Raw genomic sequence first — 18446 nt, 5'->3', positions numbered from 1 at the left:
ACGAACGCCCGGAGCCATAGCGGAGGGCCGGGCCGTGTGACAAAGTCCCTCAATGTCGAAGGCTCCGAAAGGAGCCTTCGTTTTTTGTACTTCGACGAGCGGAAGGGAGAGCTGATCGATGGCCAAGCCAACTCTCTACGGCGCGGACTACAGCGTCTATGTGCGCATCGCGCGGATGACGCTGGAGGAGAAGGGCGTCGGCTACGAGCTCGTCCCGCTCGATATCTTCGCCGCCGAGGGCATTCCGGCCTGGTATCTGGAGCTGCACCCGTTCGGCCGCATCCCTGCCCTCGAGCATGACGGTTTTCGTCTGTTCGAGACCGGCGCCATCACTCGCTATGTTGATGAAGCCTTCGACGGTCCGGCCCTGCAGCCGGCCGACGCGCGCGCCCGCGCCCGGATGAGCCAGATCGCCGGCATGCTCGACGCCTATGGTTATCGCGCCATGGTCTGGGACGTGGCGGTCGAGCGGCTGGAGAAGATGCCGCCGGACGAGGCGCTGATCGCCGGCGGGCTCCGCCGGGCTGAGACGGCGTTCAAGGTTTTGACATTGCTCAAGGCAAAGGGACCTTGGCTGCTTGGCGACCAACTCACGCTGGCCGACCTGCACGCGGCGCCGATCGTGGCCTACTTTCTCAAGGTCGCGGAAGGGCGCGATCTGCTGGCGCGGTTCGTGCAGATCCGGGATTGGTATGCGCGCATCGCTGATCGTGCGAGCTTTGCGCGGACGGAAAAGGTCGCTTGGGCCGAGTGAACTTCCTCACCGTCGGCGCCGCCCCTCATTGCCCTGCCGGGCATTTCTCCCCGTAAAACGGGGAGAAAGAAGCAGTTGCAACGCCGACGATTTGCGAAAGCCGCGATGACAGCTCCTTCTCCCCGTTCAACGGGGAGAAGATGGCGGCAGCCAGATGAGGGGCAGCGCCAGCCTCGCAGAATCGGGAACCGGCCTGCGCTAAGCGACCTACGCCGCTTCCAGCGCCGCCCTTACCGCCGCGATCGCGTCGTTGGCCTTGGAGGCGTCGGGGCCGCCGGCCTGCGCCATGTCGGGCCGGCCGCCGCCGCCCTGCCCGCCAAGCGCGGCGGACGCCACGCGGACGAGATCGACGGCGCTGAAGCGGCCGGTCAGATCGTCGGTGACGCCGACGACCACGCTTGCCTTGTTGTCCTCGCCGGCGCCGACAAAGACGACTACCCCGGAGCCGAGCGTCTTCTTGCCGGCGTCCGCCAGCGGCTTCAGGTCCTTCGGCGCCACGCCGCTGACCGCCTTGCCGAGGAAGCCGACGCCTGCGACCGTCTCGTTGGCGGCCGGGGCATCGGCAACCGCCGAGCCGCCACCCAACGCCAGCTTCTTGCGCGTTTCGCTCAATTCCTTCTCGAGCTTCTTGCGCTCCTCGAGCAGCGTCTCGACGCGCGCCGGCACGTCGGCCGGCGAGATCTTCAAGGTTGCCGCCGCGGCCTTCAATCGCCTGTCCTGCTCGTCGAGATGCTTGCGCGCCGCCTCGCCGGTCAGCGCCTCAATGCGGCGCACGCCTGCCGCCACCGCGCTGTCCGATAGGATGCGCACCAGGCCGATGTCGCCGGTCGACCTGACATGCGTGCCGCCGCAGAGCTCGACCGAATAGGGCCGGTTGGCCTTGGCGCCATGCAGGCCCGTACCCATCGACACGACGCGCACCTCGTCGCCGTATTTCTCGCCGAACAGCGCCATCGCGCCCTCGGCGATCGCATCATCGACCGACATCAGCCGCGTCGTCACCGGGCTGTTTTGCACCACGATCTCGTTCGCCATGCGCTCGACCTCTTCGAGTTCGTCCGGCGAAATCGGCTTGTTGTGCGAAATGTCGAAGCGCAGGCGGTCGGGCGCGACCAGCGAGCCCTTCTGCGCCACATGGGTGCCCAGCACCTCGCGCAGCGCCTCGTGGATGAGATGCGTCGCGGAATGGTTGGCGCGCAGCTTCGAGCGGCGGGCATGATCGACCTTGAGCTCGACGGCGGCACCCGTCTTCACCGTTCCTTCAGTCACCTTGCCCAGATGCACGAACAGACCGTCGGCCTTCTTCTGAGTGTCGGAAACGTCGATCGAAAAACCCTCGCCCGAGATCACGCCGGTATCGCCCATCTGACCACCGGATTCGCCGTAGAACGGCGTCTGGTTGACGACGACGGCGACCGCATCGCCCTGCGAGGCGCTATCGATCGCCTGGCCATCCTTGACCAGCGCCTGGACGATGCCCTCCGCAGCTTCCGTCTCGTAGCCGAGGAATTCGGTCGCGCCGGTCTTCTCGCGCACTGAGAACCACACCGTCTCGGTCGCGGCTTCGCCCGAGCCCGCCCAGTGCGCGCGTGCCTCGGCCTTCTGCCGTTCCATCGCGTCGGTGAAGCCGGCGATGTCGACCGAGATGCTGCGCTGGCGCAGCGCGTCCTGCGTCAGGTCGAGCGGGAAACCGTAAGTGTCGTAGAGCTTGAAGGCCGTCTCGCCGTCGAGCATGTCGCCGGCCTTGAGCGTCTCGGTCGCGTCCGAAAGCAGGCCGAGGCCGCGCACCAGCGTCTTGCGGAAGCGCGTTTCCTCGAGCTTCAGCGTCTCGGTGATCAGCGCCTCGCCGCGCACCAGCTCGGGATAGGCCTGACCCATCTCGCGCACCAGCGCCGGCACGAGCTGCCACATCAAAGGCTCCTTGGCGCCGAGCAGCTGCGCGTGGCGCATGGCGCGGCGCATGATGCGACGCAGCACGTAGCCGCGCCCCTCGTTGGAGGGCAGCACGCCGTCGGCCACGAGGAACGAAGACGAGCGCAGATGATCGGCAATGACACGATACGACGCCACGTTCTCCTGGTTCGGACCCTGGCCGAGCGCGGAGGACGCCGCGTCGATCAGATGCTTGAACAGGTCGGTCTCGAAGACGCTTTCGACGCCCTGCAGGATGGAGGCCATGCGCTCCAGGCCCATGCCGGTGTCGATCGAGGGGCGCGGCAGGTCGATGCGCTCTTCCTTCGTCACCTGCTCATACTGCATGAACACCAGGTTCCAGAATTCCAGGAACCGGTCGCCGTCCTCTTCCGGGCTGCCGGGCGGGCCGCCCCAGATATGCTCGCCGCGGTCGATGAAGATTTCCGAGCACGGACCGCACGGGCCGGTGTCGCCCATCGCCCAGAAATTGTCGGAGGTCGGAATACGGATGATGCGGTCGTCCGAGAAGCCGGCGATCTTCTTCCAGTAAGCTGCCGCCTCATCGTCGGTGTGATAGACGGTGACGAGCAGCTTGTCCTTCTTGAGGCCGAAACCCTTGGTGATCAGGTTCCAGGCAAGCTCGATCGCGCGCTCCTTGAAATAGTCGCCGAACGAGAAATTGCCGAGCATCTCGAAGAAGGTGAGATGGCGCGCGGTGTAGCCGACATTATCGAGGTCGTTGTGCTTGCCGCCGGCGCGCACGCTCTTCTGCGCGGTCGCGGCGCGCGAATAGGGACGTTTCTCCAGGCCGGTGAAGACGTTCTTGAACTGCACCATGCCGGCGTTGGTGAACATCAGCGTCGGATCGTTGCGCGRCACCAGCGGGCTGGAGGCGACGATCTCGTGACCCTCCTTGCGGAAGTAGTCGAGGAATGTCGACCGGATGTCGTTCACGCCACTCATTGATACTGCCTTTTTCGCAAGAACCGCCGGCCCGGCCGGCGGCAAATGGGCTTTGGTGTTTCAGAAGATAGATGGGCCTTTTAGCGATAGCTCTTGAGCCTGTCCAGAAACACGGAAACAGGCACGTCGCCCACAGGTGCGCAAGCGGTTTTGGGAAAACGGCATGCATAAACAAGGACCAAAGCGCATCGCCTGAATTTATGCAGCGCAAGCGCTTTGGGCCAATCAGCCGGCGAGCGGCGGCCCAGCACCACCCGCAGAACGCAAAACCGCCGGCGCGAGGGCCGGCGGTTCGGGGTACGCAGTACTCAAGAACTCGATTACATAAGCATAACCCGATAAACCAGGATTGTGGCCGAACTCCGGCTAAGCCGGCGAATTGCTTTCGCTCAATCCGTGACAGGAACCGCTGCGCGATCTTCCTGGGCCGGCCCTACATGGCGCCGGCTTCGTCCTCGAAACCGTCGTCCCCGCCTTCGGAGCTGCCATTCTCGAGGAATTTCTCGGCGATCAGCCCGGCATTCTGCCTAAGCGCCATCTCGATCTCGCGCGCCGTGTCCGGATTGTCGCGCAGGAACAGCTTGGCGTTCTCGCGACCTTGGCCGAGACGCTGCGAATTATAGGAGAACCAGGCGCCCGACTTCTCGACCACTCCAGCCTTGACCCCGAGATCGACGAGCTCGCCGGTCTTGGACACGCCCTCGCCATACATGATGTCGAACTCCACCACCTTGAAGGGCGGGGCCAGCTTGTTCTTGACCACCTTGACGCGGGTTTGGTTGCCGACGACCTCGTCGCGGTCCTTGACCGAGCCGATGCGGCGGATGTCGAGGCGCACCGAGGCGTAGAATTTCAGCGCGTTGCCGCCCGTGGTCGTCTCGGGCGAGCCGAACATGACGCCGATCTTCATGCGAATCTGGTTGATGAAGATGACCATGGTGTTGGAACGCGAGATCGAGGCGGTCAGCTTGCGCAGCGCCTGGCTCATCAAACGAGCCTGGAGACCGGGCAGCGCGTCGCCCATCTCGCCTTCGATTTCGGCGCGCGGCGTCAGTGCAGCCACCGAGTCGACGACCAGGACGTCGATGGCGCCCGAGCGCACCAGCGTGTCGCAGATTTCCAGCGCCTGCTCGCCGGTGTCGGGCTGCGAGATCAGCAGGTTTTCCAGGTCGACGCCGAGCTTGCGGGCATAGACCGGATCGAGCGCGTGCTCGGCATCGACGAAGGCGCAGATGCCGCCCTTCTTCTGCGCTTCCGCAACCGTGTGCAGCGCCAGCGTCGTCTTGCCCGAGCTTTCCGGCCCGTAGATCTCGACGATACGGCCGCGCGGCAGGCCGCCGACGCCGAGCGCGATATCGAGGCCCAGCGAGCCGGTTGGCACGGTTTCGATCTCGACCGCCTGCTCGTTGGCGCCGAGCCGCATGATCGAGCCCTTGCCGAAAGCGCGCTCGATTTGCGACAGCGCCGCATCCAGAGCCTTTGATTTGTCCACTGCCTTATCCTCTACAAGCCGCAAAGTATTCTGAGCCATGATACATCACCCCTTGGTCGTCAATGAAGGCCGGACAATCCGTGATCCCTGCCGATTTGTACCTTTTTTGTTCTCATTTGGCAAGGGGCAACAAGTATCTGAAAAACAATCAACATCTTGATTTGTTCTATTTTTGTCTCACCAGGGGCAGTGCGGAGCGCAACCACTGGTCCAGAAGAGATTTCGATGTCCGGCCATCCCGAATCGCGACCCCGATTGCAGGGTGACCGGGGGAACCTAGAGCAATTCCAGGAAAAGTGCGTAGCGGTTTTCCGTCCGGAATTGCGCAAAACTAAAGAGTTAGAGCGGTTCGGCGATTCCGTGAAACGCTGAACCGCTCTAGTGTGCGCAGCCGCACGATCAATGAAAGTCAGCGACCCGAAATGCCGACATCCCCAACTATCTTGGCCCCAACGATCCTGGCTTTCGGCGGCGCCCATATCGACCGGCGCGGCCAGGTCTCGGGCATTTATGTGCCGGCCGCCTCCAACCCCGGCATGATGCGCGAGGATGTCGGCGGCGTCGTCTTCAACGCGCTGCGCAGCGTGGTGAAGCGCGGCGTGTCGGCCTCGCTGATCTCGGTGCGCGGCGGCGACGCGGCGGCCGAAACGGTCGCCTCGGCGATCGACAGCGCCGGGATCACCGACCTCTCGGTCGTGTTCCTCGACCGCACGACGCCGAGCTACACGGCGCTGATCGACGCCGAGGGCGAATTGATCGTCGGGCTGGCCGACATGGCGCTCTACGACCTCGCCTTTCCCAAGCAGATGAGGCGTTCCAAGGTGCGCGAGGCGATCGCCGCCGCCGACGCGATCCTGTGCGACGCCAATCTGCCGACGGCGGCGCTGGAGCGCCTGGTGGCGCAGGCCGGCGGCCGACCGGTCTTCGCCATCGCCGTCTCGCCGGCCAAGGTCGTTCGCCTGTCGCCGCTGCTCGGCGATCTGTCGCTGCTTTTCATGAACCGCCGCGAAGCCGCCGCGCTGGTAGCTGCCGAACTGTCGGGCAAAGCCCTTGTGGGTGCGCTCAGGCGGGGTGGCCTCAACGCCGGCGTGGTTACCGCCGGCAGCGCCCCCTTGCTGGGCTTCGACGACACCGGCATCTTTGAAATCGACCCGCCCGCGCCGCGCCGGGTCGCCGACGTGACCGGCGCCGGCGACGCCCTGACCGGCGCGACGGTCGCCGCCCTGCTGCGCGGCCTGCCGCTGCGCGCCGCGCTGCGCGAGGGCGTCGCGGCGGCAATGCTCGCCATCGAGAGCCCAGAGGCCGTGCCGTCCTTCACGACTGCCAACTTCGGCCAAGCGCTTGCCCTTGTGCCGGAGGCACGGGAGGTGGCATAGGGCACCGACAATCTAGTTCCTCCTTGTCGGAGACAGCCATGACGCCGCAAGCCGCCCGTCCCTTCATCGATATCCATCCGCCCGTGGCGGAAGCGCTTGCCGCCGGGCGGCCCGTGGTGGCGCTGGAATCGACCATCATCACCCATGGCATGCCCTACCCCGACAATGGCGCCATGGCGGCCAAGGTCGAGCAGATCATCATCGACGGCGGCGCGGTGCCGGCGACGATCGCCGTGGTCGACGGCCGCATCAAGATCGGCCTGTCGGACGGCGAACGCGAATCGCTCGCCATGACGGGCGACGCCATGAAGCTGTCGCGCGCCGATCTCGGCTTCGCGGTCGCTCAGAAGCGCACGGGCGGCACCACGGTCGCGGCCACCATGATCGCCGCGCATATGGCCGGCATAAAAGTCTTCGCCACCGGCGGCATCGGCGGTGTCCACAAGGGCGCCGAAAAGAGTTTCGATATCTCTGCCGACCTCGACGAACTGGCGCGCACGCCGGTCATCGTCGTTTCGGCAGGCGCCAAGGCGATCCTCGACATCGAAAAGACGCTGGAAGTGCTGGAAACGCGTGGAGTGCCGGTCATCGGCCATGGCAGCGAGACCATGCCCGCCTTCTGGTCCAGGCAATCGCCCTTCCGCGCACCGCTGACCCTCAATGGGCCTGAAGACATCGCCCATTTCTACCGAACGCGCCAGGCGCTGGGCCTGGGCGGCGGCATCCTGGTCGCCAATCCGGTGCCGCAGAATGACGAAATCCCGGCCGACGAAATGGCCGGCTATATCGAGGCCGCGCAAAAGGCGGCCGAGGCGCAGAACGTCACCGGCAAGGCGGTGACGCCGTTCCTCTTATCGAAGATCCTTGAACTCACCGGCGGCCGCAGCCTCAAGACCAACATCGCGCTGGTCGAGAACAATGCGAGGCTGGCGGCGGAGATTGCGAAGGCGCTGTAGCACGCGCGGCTCCCGCCAACCGCAAAGGCCGAGTTTCCCTCACACCCCCCTCTGGCCTGCCGGCCATCTCCCCCGCAAGGGGAAGATCAGCAGCTCAGCCGCCGGCTCTTCTCTTCAACGTTGGCGATTAGCGAAAGCCGGGGCGACATCCAATTCCGCCCTTGCGGGGGAGATGTCCTGCAGGACAGAGGGGGTGCTGTCCCGCCAGCATTCTAAGTTTCACTTCCCCGCCCTTCGTCCAGCCTCATAAGCCCGCCGTGCCCACACCGCCATTTCATCGGGATCGTCGAAGGCACTGTCCGGCACGCTCCAATAGGGCATCGCCACGGCCTTGCCGTGGCGCGAGCCGGTATAGGTCCACCGGGTGCAGCCGGCGGCTTCGAAGTCGGGGATGCTCTCCTCGTCCGCCTTCAGCATCAGCTCGCCGCGCACGACGACCGCGACGATGACGCCGTCGCAATAGATGCCCTTGCCGCCGAACAGTTTGCGGATGCCGATCGGGCCAAGGCTTTCGAACAGTTCTTCAAGGCGCGTATTGTCCATGCCGCGATCATCTCATCCGGCATCGGCCTTGTCATTGCCGCAACCAAAAGCATGCTGACAGATTAAAACCTGGAAACGGAGTTCCCGCCATGCCCGTCCTGCTCAAAGGCTCCTGCCGCTGCGGCGCCGTCCGCTTCGAGGTGGAAAGCCACACGCCCGTGCCGTTCATGCTCTGCTACTGCTCGATCTGCCGCAAGCAGCAGGGCGGCGGCGGTTTCGCCATCAATCTCGGCGCCGATTACGAGACGCTTGATATCAGKGGCAAGCGCAGCCTCGGCGTCTACCGCGCCGAGATCGAGGATGACGAGCACCCGCATTGCGAGGTCTCGACCGGCGAGCGCAATTTCTGCCGCAAATGCGGCTCGGCGCTCTGGCTCTACGACCCGACCTGGCCGGAGCTTGTGCATCCTTTCGCCTCGGCGATCGACACCGACCTGCCGAAACCGCCGGAAAAGGTGCATCTGATGCTGAAATACAAGGCGAACTGGGTCGAGCCCGTGGTCGGCAGAAAAGACAAGGTGTTCGACGTCTATCCGGAGGAATCGATCGCCGACTGGCACAAGCGGACGGGGATGTGGGTGGATTAGAGCAATTCCAGGAAAAGTGCGCAGCGGTTTTCCGACCGGAATTGCGTCAAGACAACCATCTGGCGACAGGAGGCCGAAATGAACCTCACGACGCACAAGAAATTCAAGGGCGATCGTTTGATGCCCTGGGGCAAGGGCACGGTCGTCTCGGATGCGAAGGGATATGTTTTTCTGTCCGGCAACACCGCCACCGTCGACGACTACGATCCGTCGAAACACCAGGGCGGCGCTGTCGGAGACGCGGCAACGCAGTGGCGCGAAATCCTTGCGAACATCAAGTCGGATCTGGAGGAGCTTGGCAGCTCGCTCGACCACCTGGTCAAGGTGACGTTCTACGTCAAAGGGCCTTTTCCGTCCGGCGGCGTTCTCAGCTCACCCAACTTCCGCCTGGACGTGCTGGACGATTTTTTTGCGGAGCATTGCCCGAAGCACTGCAGCTACAACAACCCGCCGCCATCGGAAGTGATCGGCGTCGCCGCCCTGGCGCAGCCCGATCTTGTTGTCGAGCTTGTTGTGATCGCCGCACTGCCGGACTGAGCAGCGCCGGGCAATTCCTCAGGCCGAGGCGCGTGCCTCGGCGAGCGCCTTGAGATCGGCCGGCTTCAATTCGACGGATTCGCCGCAGCCGCAGGCCGAGCTCTGGTTCGGGTTCTTGAAGGTGAAGCCGGTGCGCAGCGTCGTCTGCTCGAAATCCATCTCGGTGCCGAACAGGAAGAGCGCCGCTTCCGGCGCGACATAGACATGCGCGCCGTCGCGCTCGATATGGTCGTCCTTGGGGTTCGGCTCGGTCACCAGATCGACGGTGTATTCCATGCCGGCGCAGCCGCCCTTCTTGATGCCGAGGCGGATGCCATGCGCGTTGTCGCGCGCAGCCACGATCTCGCGCACGCGGTCGGCGGCCTTTTCGGTCATCGTGATGACGGCGAAGCGTCCCATATTCTTCCTTCTCCATTCCCTGCAGGTTCAAGGCCCGCCGAATGATTCTCACCTAAAATGGTGAAGTTTTACCACCGGCGCAAGTGCGCCAGCCTATGCTTGCCTAGTACCACCCGACCGCGACCTGCGCCTCTTCCGACATGCGGTCCGGCGTCCAAGGCGGGTCGAACACCATTGAGACCTCGACGCCGGACACGCCTTCGACGGCGCCCACGGCGTTCTCGACCCATCCGGGCATTTCGCCTGCCACCGGGCAGCCCGGTGCGGTCAGCGTCATGTCGATCTTGACCGACCGGTCGTCCTCGATGTCGATCTTGTAGACGAGACCGAGCTCATAGATGTCGGCCGGGATTTCCGGGTCGTAGACCGTCTTCAGCGCCGACACGATGTCGTCGGTCAGCCGCGCCAGCTCGTCGGCGGGGATCGCCGAGGCCGAGACGATGCCGTTGCCGGCCGTTTCCGGAACAGTCTCTGCGGTCGCGCTTGCATCGTCCATGATCATCACCCGAAGAACTTTCGCGCCTTTTCCAGCGCCTCGGCCAAAGCGTCGACTTCGGCCCTGGTATTATACATGCCGAACGATGCCCTGCATGTGGAGGTGACGCCGAAGCGTTTCAACAGCGGCTGGGCGCAATGCGTGCCGGCACGGACAGCGACGCCCTGCCGGTCGATCACCATCGACACGTCATGCGCGTGGATGCCCTGCAATTCGAACGAGATGATGGCGCCCTTGCCGGGCGCGTCACCGAAGATGCGCAGCGAGTTGATCGCCCTGAGCCGCTCATGCGCGTAGGCCTTCAGATCCGCCTCGTGCGCCGCGATGCGCTCGCGGCCGACCTTTTCCATGTAATCGAGCGCGGCGCCCAGGCCGATCGCCTGCACAATCGGCGGCGTGCCAGCCTCGAAACGGTGCGGCGGCTCGTTGTAGGTGACGATGTCTTCCGTCACCTCCTCGATCATCTCGCCGCCGCCCATGAAGGGGCGCATCTCTTCCAGCCTGTCCTTCTTGCCGTAGAGCACGCCGATGCCTGACGGGCCGTAGACCTTGTGGCCGGTGAAGACGAAGAAATCGCAGTCGAGATCCTGCACGTCGATCGGCATGTGGACTGCGCTCTGGCTGCCGTCCACGAGAACCGGAATTCCACGCGAATGCGCGATACGCACGATCTCCTTGATCGGCGTCACCGTGCCCAGCGCGTTGGACATCTGGGTGATGGCGACGAGCTTGGTGCGGTCGGTCAGGCGCTTCTCGAATTCCTCGATGTGGAAAGCACCGAGATCGTCGACCGGCACCCAGATGAGCTTGGCGCCCTGCCGCTCGCGAATGAAATGCCACGGCACGATGTTGGAATGGTGTTCCATGATCGACAGCACGATCTCGTCGCCCTCGCCGATCCGCGGCATGCCCCAGCCATAGGCGACGGTGTTGATCGCCGAGGTGGTGTTGGAGGTGAAGACTATTGTGTCCGTGCTCGGCGCGTTGAGAAACCGCTGCACCGACTTGCGCGCGTTCTCATAGGCGTCGGTCGCGGCATTCGACAGGAAATGCAGGCCGCGATGGACGTTGGYGTATTGCTGGGAATAGGCGTGCTGGATCGTGTCGAGCACCACCTGCGGCTTCTGCGCCGAAGCGCCATTGTCGAGATAGACCAGCGGCTTGCCGTAGACCTGGCGCGACAGGATCGGGAAGTCGCGGCGGATCGCCTCGACGTCATAGGGAGTGGTTTCGATCTTCTGGTCCATCACAAGCTCTTCCGAGGCAGCGCCTCATTCCGTCCAGCACCCCTCATCCGTCTCGGCGCTATGCGCCGATCCACCTTCTCCCACAAGGGGAGAAGGGGAAGCCCGCTAGCCGTGCGTCGAAAACCAGCCGTCGAGCCGCTCTTCGAGCGCTTCGACCAGCGCCTCGTCGTCCAGTTCCTCGATCACTTCGGCGACGAACGCCTTGACCAGAAGGCCTCGCGCCGACTTCTCGTCGATGCCGCGCGCCATCAGGTAGAACAGATGGTTGTGGTCGATCTCGGTGACGGTCGCGCCATGGCCGCAGACGACGTCGTCGGCGAAGATCTCCAGCTCCGGCTTGGTCGAGAACTCGCCGTCATCCGACAGAAGCAGCGTGTTGCAGGCCATCTTGGCGTTGGTCTTCTGCGCGTATTGATGCACGTTGATGCGGCCCTGGAACACGCCGCGCGCCTTGCCGGTCACGACGTTGCGGATCACTTCCGTCGAGGTCGTATGCGGCACGGCGTGGTCGAGCACCATGGTGGTGTCGGTATGCGTGTCGCCGGCCAGAAGATTGATGCCGCGCAATTTGAAGTCGGCGCCCTCGCCCGTCGTCCTGACGACCACCTCCTGCCGAACCAGCTTGCCGCCGGCGTTCATCACGAACAGCGTCAGCTTGGCATCCTTGCCGATATGCGCCTTGAACTGGGCGAGATGCGTGACCGTGTCCGGCTGCTCCTGGACGATCAGCCAGGTCACTTCCGCGCCGTCGCCGACCACGAGTTGGCTGACCGAAGAGACGAGCGCCTCGCCGTCTTCGCTGGCCTCGCCCGCCTGGCGCTCGACGATGATCGCCTTGGCGCCGGCACCGACACGCGCCAGGAGGCGCACATGCGACTGGCCGCCGGCCTGCAGGTTCTGCAATTCGACGGGCTTTTCCAGCACGGCGCCGTCGGCGATGTCGACGAAATAGCCGTCGGCGACGAAGGCGGTGTTCAAAGCGCCGATCGCGTCGTCGCTGCCATAGGGATCGAGCCCGGGTGCCACGCTGCCGTCAGTCAGCTTTTCCGAGAGGCGCTGCACCGTGACGCCTTCGATCTCCGGGGTCTTGGCGTTGGAGACGCCGTTGAGCACCGGCAGCACCGCCGATCCTTCAAGGATCGGCGCCAGCGCCTTGGCCACGGCTCCAGCTTCGAAAGCCGGCACCTTGGTCAGCAGCCGGCGCAGGTCTGTATAGTGCCAGGATTCGACGCGGCGCGTCGGCAGGCCGTGCTTGATCGCCTCGATCGCGTCGTCGCGCTTGACCATCACCGCGCCGTCGCCGGGCAGCAGCGACAGCCGCTCGCCGAAGGCATCGATCAGCGCCGTCTCGGCCAATGTCCGCTGGGGCTGTGCGTGCATGTTCATCGTTCTTGCCTCGACCGCTCCCATCTCACGCGGCTTCGCCGATCACGCCGGCATAGCCGTTGGCCTCGAGATCGAGCGCCAGCGACTTGTCGCCCGACTTGATGACCTGGCCCTTGTAGAGCACGTGCACCGAGTCGGGCACGATGTGCTCGAGCAGGCGCTGGTAGTGGGTGATAACCACGATGGCGCGGTCCGGCGAACGCAGCGCGTTGACGCCGTCCGAGACGATCTTCAGCGCATCGATGTCGAGGCCGGAATCGGTCTCGTCGAGCACGCAGAGTTTCGGCTCGAGCAGCTTCATCTGCAGGATCTCGGCGCGCTTCTTCTCGCCGCCGGAGAAGCCGACATTGAGCGGCCGCTTCAGCATGTTCATGTCCATGCTGAGTGAAGCCGCCGCTTCCTTCACGCGCTTGAGGAATTCCGGCACCTTCAGCGGCTCCTCGCCGCGCGCCTTGCGCTGCTCGTTCATGGCCACTTTCAGGAATTCCATCGTCGCCACGCCCGGTATCTCCATCGGATACTGGAAGGCGAGGAAGATGCCGGCGGTGGCGCGCTCGGCCGGATCCATTTCCAGGATCGACTGGCCGTTGTAGAAGATGTCGCCCTCGGTCACCTCATAGTCCTCGCGGCCGGCGAGGATGTAGGACAGCGTCGATTTGCCCGAACCGTTCGGCCCCATGATGGCGGCGACCTCGCCGGCTTTCACCGTCAGGTTCAGGCCGCGGATGATCTCGGTGCCGTCATCGACGATGCGGGCATGCAAATTCTTGATCTCAAGCATTTTCGTTCCGTTCCAAAATCTGTCCGCTCAAATTCAATGCCAACGCCAGCGCCAGTCGCCGTCCGTCTTGGCTTTGATGAGCGGGATGGTTGCACCCGTCAGGGCACCCACGATGAGGATGATCAGCCAAGCAGGCGCACCGAGATTGATCAGACCCACCGACAGCGCGACAGCAATCAGGATCCAGGCGATCACAAAAGCCCAGCCTTTCCAATTGTCGGGTGCCGCGCCATAGCCGTAGCGCTTCGGCCTGAACCACTTATCTCCGGTCATCCGACGCTACCTTCAAGGCTGATGCCGATTAGCTTCTGCGCCTCGACGGCGAACTCCATCGGCAGTTGCTGGATGACGTCCTTGACGAAGCCGTTGACGATCAGCGCGATTGCTTCCTCTTCCGGAATGCCGCGCTGCATGACGTAGAACTTCTGGTCCTCGGAAATCTTTGACGTCGTCGCTTCGTGTTCGAACTTGGCCGTCGCGTTCTTGGCTTCCATGTAAGGCACGGTGTGCGCGCCGCACTGGTCGCCGATCAGAAGCGAATCGCAATTGGTGAAGTTGCGCGCGTTGGTCGCCTTGCGATGCGCCGAGACCTGGCCGCGATAGGTGTTCTGCGAGAAGCCGGCCGCGATGCCCTTGGAGATGATGCGGCTCGACGTGTTCTTGCCGAGATGGATCATCTTGGTGCCAGAGTCGACCTGCTGGTAGCCGTTCGACACCGCGATCGAATAGAACTCGCCCGAGGAATCGTCGCCGCGCAGGATGCAGCTCGGATATTTCCAGGTGATGGCCGAGCCGGTCTCGACCTGCGTCCAGGAGATCTTGGAGCGATCGCCGCGGCAGTCGCCGCGCTTGGTGACGAAATTGTAGATGCCGCCCTTGCCTTCAGCATCGCCGGGGTACCAGTTCTGCACCGTCGAATATTTGATCTCGGCATCGTCGAGCGCGATCAGCTCGACCACGGCGGCATGCAGCTGGTTCTCGTCGCGCTGCGGCGCCGTGCAGCCTTCGAGATAGGAAACGTAAGCGCCCTCCTCGGCGATGATCAGCGTGCGCTCGAATTGGCCGGTATTCTTCTCGTTGATGCGGAAATAGGTCGACAGCTCCATCGGGCAGCGCACGCCCTTTGGCACGAAGACGAACGAGCCGTCGGTGAACACGGCCGAGTTCAGCGTCGCGTAGAAATTGTCCGAGGTCGGCACCACCGAGCCCAGATATTTCTGCACCAGCTCCGGATGCTCGCGGATCGCTTCCGAGATCGAGCAGAAGATGACGCCCGCCTTGGCGAGCTCTTCCTTGAAGGTGGTGACCACCGAGACGGAATCGAATACGGCGTCGACCGCGACGCGGCCGGACTTGTAGACATTGTCGCCGATCTCGTCCTCGTCGGCGGCCGCGGGCTTCTGCACGCCGGCCAGGATTTCCTGCTCCTTGAGCGGAATGCCGAGCTTCTCGTAGACCTTGAGCAGTTCAGGATCGACCTCGCTCAGCGACTTCGGGCCCGGCGTGCTCTTCGGCGCGGCGTAGTAGTGGATGTCCTGGAAGTCGATCTTCGGATAGTGGACGCGCGCCCAGGTCGGTTCTTCCAGCGTCAGCCAGCGGCGATAGGCCCCTAGACGCCATTCCAGCATCCAGTCCGGCTCGCCCTTCTTCTCGGAGATCAGGCGAATGATATCCTCGCTAAGGCCCTTGGGGGCCTTGTCCATCTCGATCTCTGTCTGGAATCCGTATTTATACTGGTCGACGTCGATCTTTCGGACTCGATCGATCGTCTCCTGCACAGCAGGCATAAGCGTTCTCCATCCACGCCGGGGTCAAGGCCCGGCAGTTTTCAAACTATGGCACCGCTGTGATCGCGTCCCGGCGAGGGTGCGCAGCGGAGTAAGCTCCATATAGTGCGTGTCCGCCGAAAATTCACCCGGCCAGGACAAAACGCACCACTCTACCAGGCCGCAAGGCCTGAATTCGTCTTCGCCGCCGTCAGGCGGCTTCTTCCTTGCCCGCCCGACGCGCGACGATGCTCGCCAGCGCGGCCCGGAAGGCCTCTATCTCCTCGGCGCCGGTCGCGCCGCCGATCGAGACGCGCAGGGCGCCCAGGCTGTCGCCATGGCCCATGGCGTTCAGCACATGGCTTGGCCCGACCTTTCCCGACGAGCAGGCCGAGCCCGCCGACAGGGCGACGCCGGCAAGATCGAAAGCGATCTGCGCCGTCTCGGCCTTGATGCCGGGAATAGCGAAGAATGTCGTGTTGGCAAGCCTTGGAGCGGCATTTCCGAAGATTTCCGCGTCGGGCGCCAATTCGGTCACGATGGCCTCGATCTCGTCGCGCCGGCGCGCGATGGTCTCCATCTCGGCGAGACCCGCAAGCGCTGCCCTCGCGGCGGCGCCGAAACCGGCGATGCCGGCGACGTTTTCCGTGCCGGCGCGATGGCCCTTCTCCTGGCCGCCGCCATTGACCAGCGGCCGCGGCATCATCAGATCGGACGCTGCTATGATCGCGCCGACACCCTTCGGGCCGCCGACCTTGTGCGAGGACAGGATCAGATAATCGGCATAAGTGCCCGACATATCGAGCGGAATCCGCCCGGCAGCCTGAACGGCATCGACAACCAGCACCCCGCCGGCGGCCTTGACGATTTCGCCGATGCGACCGACCGGCTGGATCACGCCCGTCTCATTGTTGGCGGCGTGGATCGCCACCAGCGGCAGGCCGGCGGCCTTGTCATGCGCGGCGAGCGCGGCGGCAAGCGCATCGAGATCGGCAACGCCGTTCCGGTCGACGCCGATCCTCGTTACCTGCGCGGCCGCGAAGCGTCCGCCATTGAGGATGCAGGGATGGTCGGCGGCGGAGACGTAGAGATGGCTCATGCGGATGGCGCCGCGTCCCATCTGCCAGTCGGGCGTAAGCAGCGTCGAGGCGGCCTCGGTGGCGCCGGAGGTGAAGACGACATGCTCGGGCCTGGCATTGACCAGCCGGGCCACGTCGCGGCGCGCATCCTCTATCAGGCGGCGCGAGGCGCGCCCTTCGGTGTGGACCGATGACGGGTTGGCGGCGTCGAGCGCTGCGACCATCGCCGCGCGCGCTTCCGCAATGAGCGGCGCGCTGGCGTTGTAGTCGAGATAGGCGCGGGGTGCGGCCATTTTCGCTCAGTTCGTCCTTCCGCCAACTATCCCGCGAGGATAGCGCGTTATTTCCTTGAAATTGCAAGGCAAGCCGTCCTATTTACCCGGCTTGCGGCGCGGGCGGCCCGAACCATCGGGTTTCGGCCTCCCAGTTTTGAACCATTCTAAACTAGCTTCTAGGAAGACGCTCGCCCGGCGTCAAGGCCACAGGTGGGCCGCAGCGGAGTTGGGCCGAAGAGTTCCGGGCTAGCGTATTCATATGCCACGTGGAGTATTTTATGCCTGAGGTCATTTTCGCCGGTCCGGCTGGTCGCCTGGAGGGACGTTATCAGCCCTCGAAGGAAAAGAGCGCCCCGATCGCCATCGTGCTGCACCCGCACCCGCAATTCGGCGGCACGATGAACAACAAGATCGTGTACGACCTCTTCTACATGTTCCAGAAGCGCGATTTCACCGTGCTGCGCTTCAATTTCCGTGGCATCGGCCGCAGCCAGGGCGAATTCGACCACGGCACCGGTGAGTTGTCCGACGCGGCCGCGGCGCTCGACTGGGTGCAGTCGCTGCATCCGGATTCCAAGAGCTGCTGGGTCGCCGGCTATTCCTTCGGCTCGTGGATCGGCATGCAGCTTCTKATGCGCCGGCCGGAGATCGAGGGCTTCATCTCTGTCGCGCCGCAGCCCAACACCTATGATTTTTCCTTCCTGGCGCCCTGCCCGTCATCCGGCCTGATCATCCACGGCGATGCCGACAAGGTGGCGCCGCCCAAGGACGTGCAGGGCCTGGTCGACAAGCTGCACACGCAAAAGGGCATCACCATCACCCAGAAGACGCTGCCCGGCGCCAACCATTTCTTCGCGAACGACACCGAGCAGCTGATCCAGGAATGCGCCGACTATCTGGACCGCCGCCTGGCGGGCGAGCTTGCCGATCCGCGGCCGAAGCGGCTGCGCTAAGCACAGAAAACCGCCAGCCCAGGCGCCTTAAGGAGTCTGGGTTCGGTCGGCGCCAATCCCGCCGGCCTCGACCGGACCGGCCATCGACATCCGACTTCTCGGTGCGCGGAATGGCCCCAGCCGGAATGTCCGTTTGCGCACCGGCAGTTTCGAGCCTGTCTGGCCGAAGATGAAACCGAGCCGGGCAAACACCAGCCCCGAGAGCGCCGCGAACGCCAGCCCCAGGCCGAAGCCCGCGACCGTGTCGCTCGGATAGTGTGCGCCAACGAAGACGCGTGTCGAGGCGACGCAGGCGGTGACCGCCAACGCGATATACCAGCGGCGCGGAAACAAAAGCAGCAGGATACCGAACACCGCGCCCATCGTCGTGGCATGGCCTGACGGAAAGCCGGCGAAGCGCGCATCCATGGCGAAGGGATGCAGCGAGAGCACGCCGAAACTGTCGAAATAAAGCGGCCGGGCCCGGCCGATGCCGTATTTCAACAGGTTGACCGCGAGACCGGACAGGCCCACGGCGCAGAGCACCAGGAAGGCGAAACACGTCCAGTTGTAGACGAGCATCCGGCCTTGCCGGGACAGGCCGCGCCAATCCGTCAGATTGGCGATGACGAGGCAGAGCGCCGCTGGAATGAGGTACCAGCCGCCGAGGCCAAACTGCGTGAAGAAATCGGTGAAGCGCACAAAACCGGGCGACCATTCACCGCGCATCTCGCCCGCGCCGGCGTCGAGACGCAGGAAGCTCGCCACGGTGAGCAGCACCCAGGCTATGAGCCAGACGCTCCATAGAATTCTCGGATAGCGCGCCGGGCGCACGGCAAAGCGTCGCTTCACGATCGACATCGTGTCGCGGAAATTGCCGAGCGAGCGGCGATAAAGGGCAAGAGGCGCTACGGACATGGCTTTAGCGCGTGCTTATACGGACATTCGACGCCTGACGCTATT

The 18446-nt window shown here is 64.1% G+C and carries 18 protein-coding genes; 6 read left to right on the top strand and 12 right to left on the bottom strand.

Going from position 1 to position 18446, the window contains the following annotated elements; all coding sequences use genetic code 11:
• Positions 1-118: 118 nt before the first annotated feature.
• A complete protein-coding gene (locus tag LCM4577_RS15115) occupies positions 119-754 on the top strand; it encodes a glutathione S-transferase family protein (protein WP_071035270.1) in 636 nt (211 codons plus the stop codon).
• 207 nt (positions 755-961) lie between these two features.
• On the opposite strand, the gene alaS is transcribed toward LCM4577_RS15115, so the two are convergent.
• Both alaS and recA read right to left on the bottom strand, forming a co-directional pair.
• Positions 962-3631 (bottom strand): alanine--tRNA ligase, encoded by a 2670-nt coding sequence (gene alaS, locus LCM4577_RS15110; RefSeq protein ID WP_071071992.1) that lies wholly within the window; start codon positions 3629-3631, stop codon positions 962-964.
• Between the two features lie 433 nt (positions 3632-4064).
• Positions 4065-5162, bottom strand: a complete 1098-nt coding sequence (gene recA, locus LCM4577_RS15105; protein WP_071035268.1) for a recombinase RecA — start codon at positions 5160-5162, stop codon at positions 4065-4067.
• Positions 5163-5545: 383 nt separating this feature from the next.
• Between recA and LCM4577_RS15100 the strand changes: the two genes are divergently transcribed.
• Complete coding sequence (locus tag LCM4577_RS15100; protein WP_071035267.1) at positions 5546-6499, top strand: carbohydrate kinase family protein; 954 nt, start codon at positions 5546-5548, stop codon at positions 6497-6499.
• 38 nt (positions 6500-6537) lie between these two features.
• A complete protein-coding gene (locus LCM4577_RS15095; RefSeq protein ID WP_071035266.1) occupies positions 6538-7455 on the top strand; it encodes a pseudouridine-5'-phosphate glycosidase in 918 nt (305 codons plus the stop codon).
• A 219-nt stretch (positions 7456-7674) separates the two neighbouring features.
• Here LCM4577_RS15095 and LCM4577_RS15090 read toward each other — a convergent pair whose 3' ends face one another.
• Positions 7675-7998 carry a TfoX/Sxy family protein gene (locus LCM4577_RS15090; protein WP_041008713.1) on the bottom strand — a complete coding sequence of 108 codons (324 nt, stop codon included), beginning with the start codon at positions 7996-7998 and terminating at the stop codon, positions 7675-7677.
• Between the two features lie 89 nt (positions 7999-8087).
• Here LCM4577_RS15090 and LCM4577_RS15085 point away from each other — a divergent pair, with 89 nt between their 5' ends.
• Both LCM4577_RS15085 and LCM4577_RS15080 read left to right on the top strand, forming a co-directional pair.
• Complete coding sequence (locus tag LCM4577_RS15085) at positions 8088-8585, top strand: GFA family protein (protein ID WP_071071991.1); 498 nt, start codon at positions 8088-8090, stop codon at positions 8583-8585.
• Between the two features lie 78 nt (positions 8586-8663).
• Positions 8664-9122, top strand: a complete 459-nt coding sequence (locus tag LCM4577_RS15080) for a RidA family protein (RefSeq protein ID WP_071035264.1) — start codon at positions 8664-8666, stop codon at positions 9120-9122.
• An 18-nt stretch (positions 9123-9140) separates the two neighbouring features.
• On the opposite strand, the gene sufA is transcribed toward LCM4577_RS15080, so the two are convergent.
• From sufA to LCM4577_RS15040, 8 genes are all read right to left on the bottom strand, one after another.
• Positions 9141-9521, bottom strand: coding sequence for a Fe-S cluster assembly scaffold SufA (gene sufA, locus LCM4577_RS15075; protein ID WP_041000813.1), 381 nt, complete (start codon positions 9519-9521; stop codon positions 9141-9143).
• 103 nt (positions 9522-9624) lie between these two features.
• Entirely contained in the window at positions 9625-10017 is a 393-nt protein-coding gene (locus LCM4577_RS15070; protein WP_040982329.1) for an SUF system Fe-S cluster assembly protein, read from the bottom strand.
• A 5-nt stretch (positions 10018-10022) separates the two neighbouring features.
• Positions 10023-11264 carry a cysteine desulfurase gene (locus tag LCM4577_RS15065; RefSeq protein ID WP_071071990.1) on the bottom strand — a complete coding sequence of 414 codons (1242 nt, stop codon included), beginning with the start codon at positions 11262-11264 and terminating at the stop codon, positions 10023-10025.
• 105 nt (positions 11265-11369) lie between these two features.
• Positions 11370-12650: a Fe-S cluster assembly protein SufD gene (sufD, locus tag LCM4577_RS15060; protein ID WP_071072024.1), complete on the bottom strand. Its 1281-nt coding sequence runs from the start codon at positions 12648-12650 to the stop codon at positions 11370-11372.
• 25 nt (positions 12651-12675) lie between these two features.
• Positions 12676-13431, bottom strand: a complete 756-nt coding sequence (gene sufC / locus LCM4577_RS15055) for a Fe-S cluster assembly ATPase SufC (protein WP_071071988.1) — start codon at positions 13429-13431, stop codon at positions 12676-12678.
• A 33-nt stretch (positions 13432-13464) separates the two neighbouring features.
• Positions 13465-13704, bottom strand: coding sequence for a hypothetical protein (locus LCM4577_RS15050; RefSeq protein ID WP_071035261.1), 240 nt, complete (start codon positions 13702-13704; stop codon positions 13465-13467).
• Complete coding sequence (gene sufB, locus LCM4577_RS15045) at positions 13701-15218, bottom strand: Fe-S cluster assembly protein SufB (RefSeq protein ID WP_040981308.1); 1518 nt, start codon at positions 15216-15218, stop codon at positions 13701-13703. The genes LCM4577_RS15050 and sufB overlap by 4 nt, the downstream gene beginning before the upstream one ends.
• A 190-nt stretch (positions 15219-15408) precedes the next feature.
• On the bottom strand, positions 15409-16569 hold the full coding sequence (locus LCM4577_RS15040) for a cysteine desulfurase family protein (RefSeq protein ID WP_071071986.1): 1161 nt from the start codon (positions 16567-16569) through the stop codon (positions 15409-15411).
• Between the two features lie 260 nt (positions 16570-16829).
• Here LCM4577_RS15040 and LCM4577_RS15035 point away from each other — a divergent pair, with 260 nt between their 5' ends.
• Entirely contained in the window at positions 16830-17504 is a 675-nt protein-coding gene (locus LCM4577_RS15035) for an alpha/beta hydrolase (RefSeq protein ID WP_040981311.1), read from the top strand.
• Between the two features lie 27 nt (positions 17505-17531).
• Here the strand turns inward: LCM4577_RS15035 and LCM4577_RS15030 are convergent, their stop codons facing one another.
• Positions 17532-18401 carry a phosphatase PAP2 family protein gene (locus LCM4577_RS15030; protein ID WP_083354732.1) on the bottom strand — a complete coding sequence of 290 codons (870 nt, stop codon included), beginning with the start codon at positions 18399-18401 and terminating at the stop codon, positions 17532-17534.
• Positions 18402-18446: the final 45 nt, after the last annotated feature.

This window comes from Mesorhizobium sp. LCM 4577, from assembly GCF_001854795.2.
In the GTDB taxonomy this organism is placed as follows: Bacteria; Pseudomonadota; Alphaproteobacteria; order Rhizobiales; family Rhizobiaceae; genus Mesorhizobium; species Mesorhizobium plurifarium.
The sequence above is the reverse complement of the archived record's forward strand: the minus strand, read 5'-3'. Positions and strand labels throughout refer to the sequence as shown.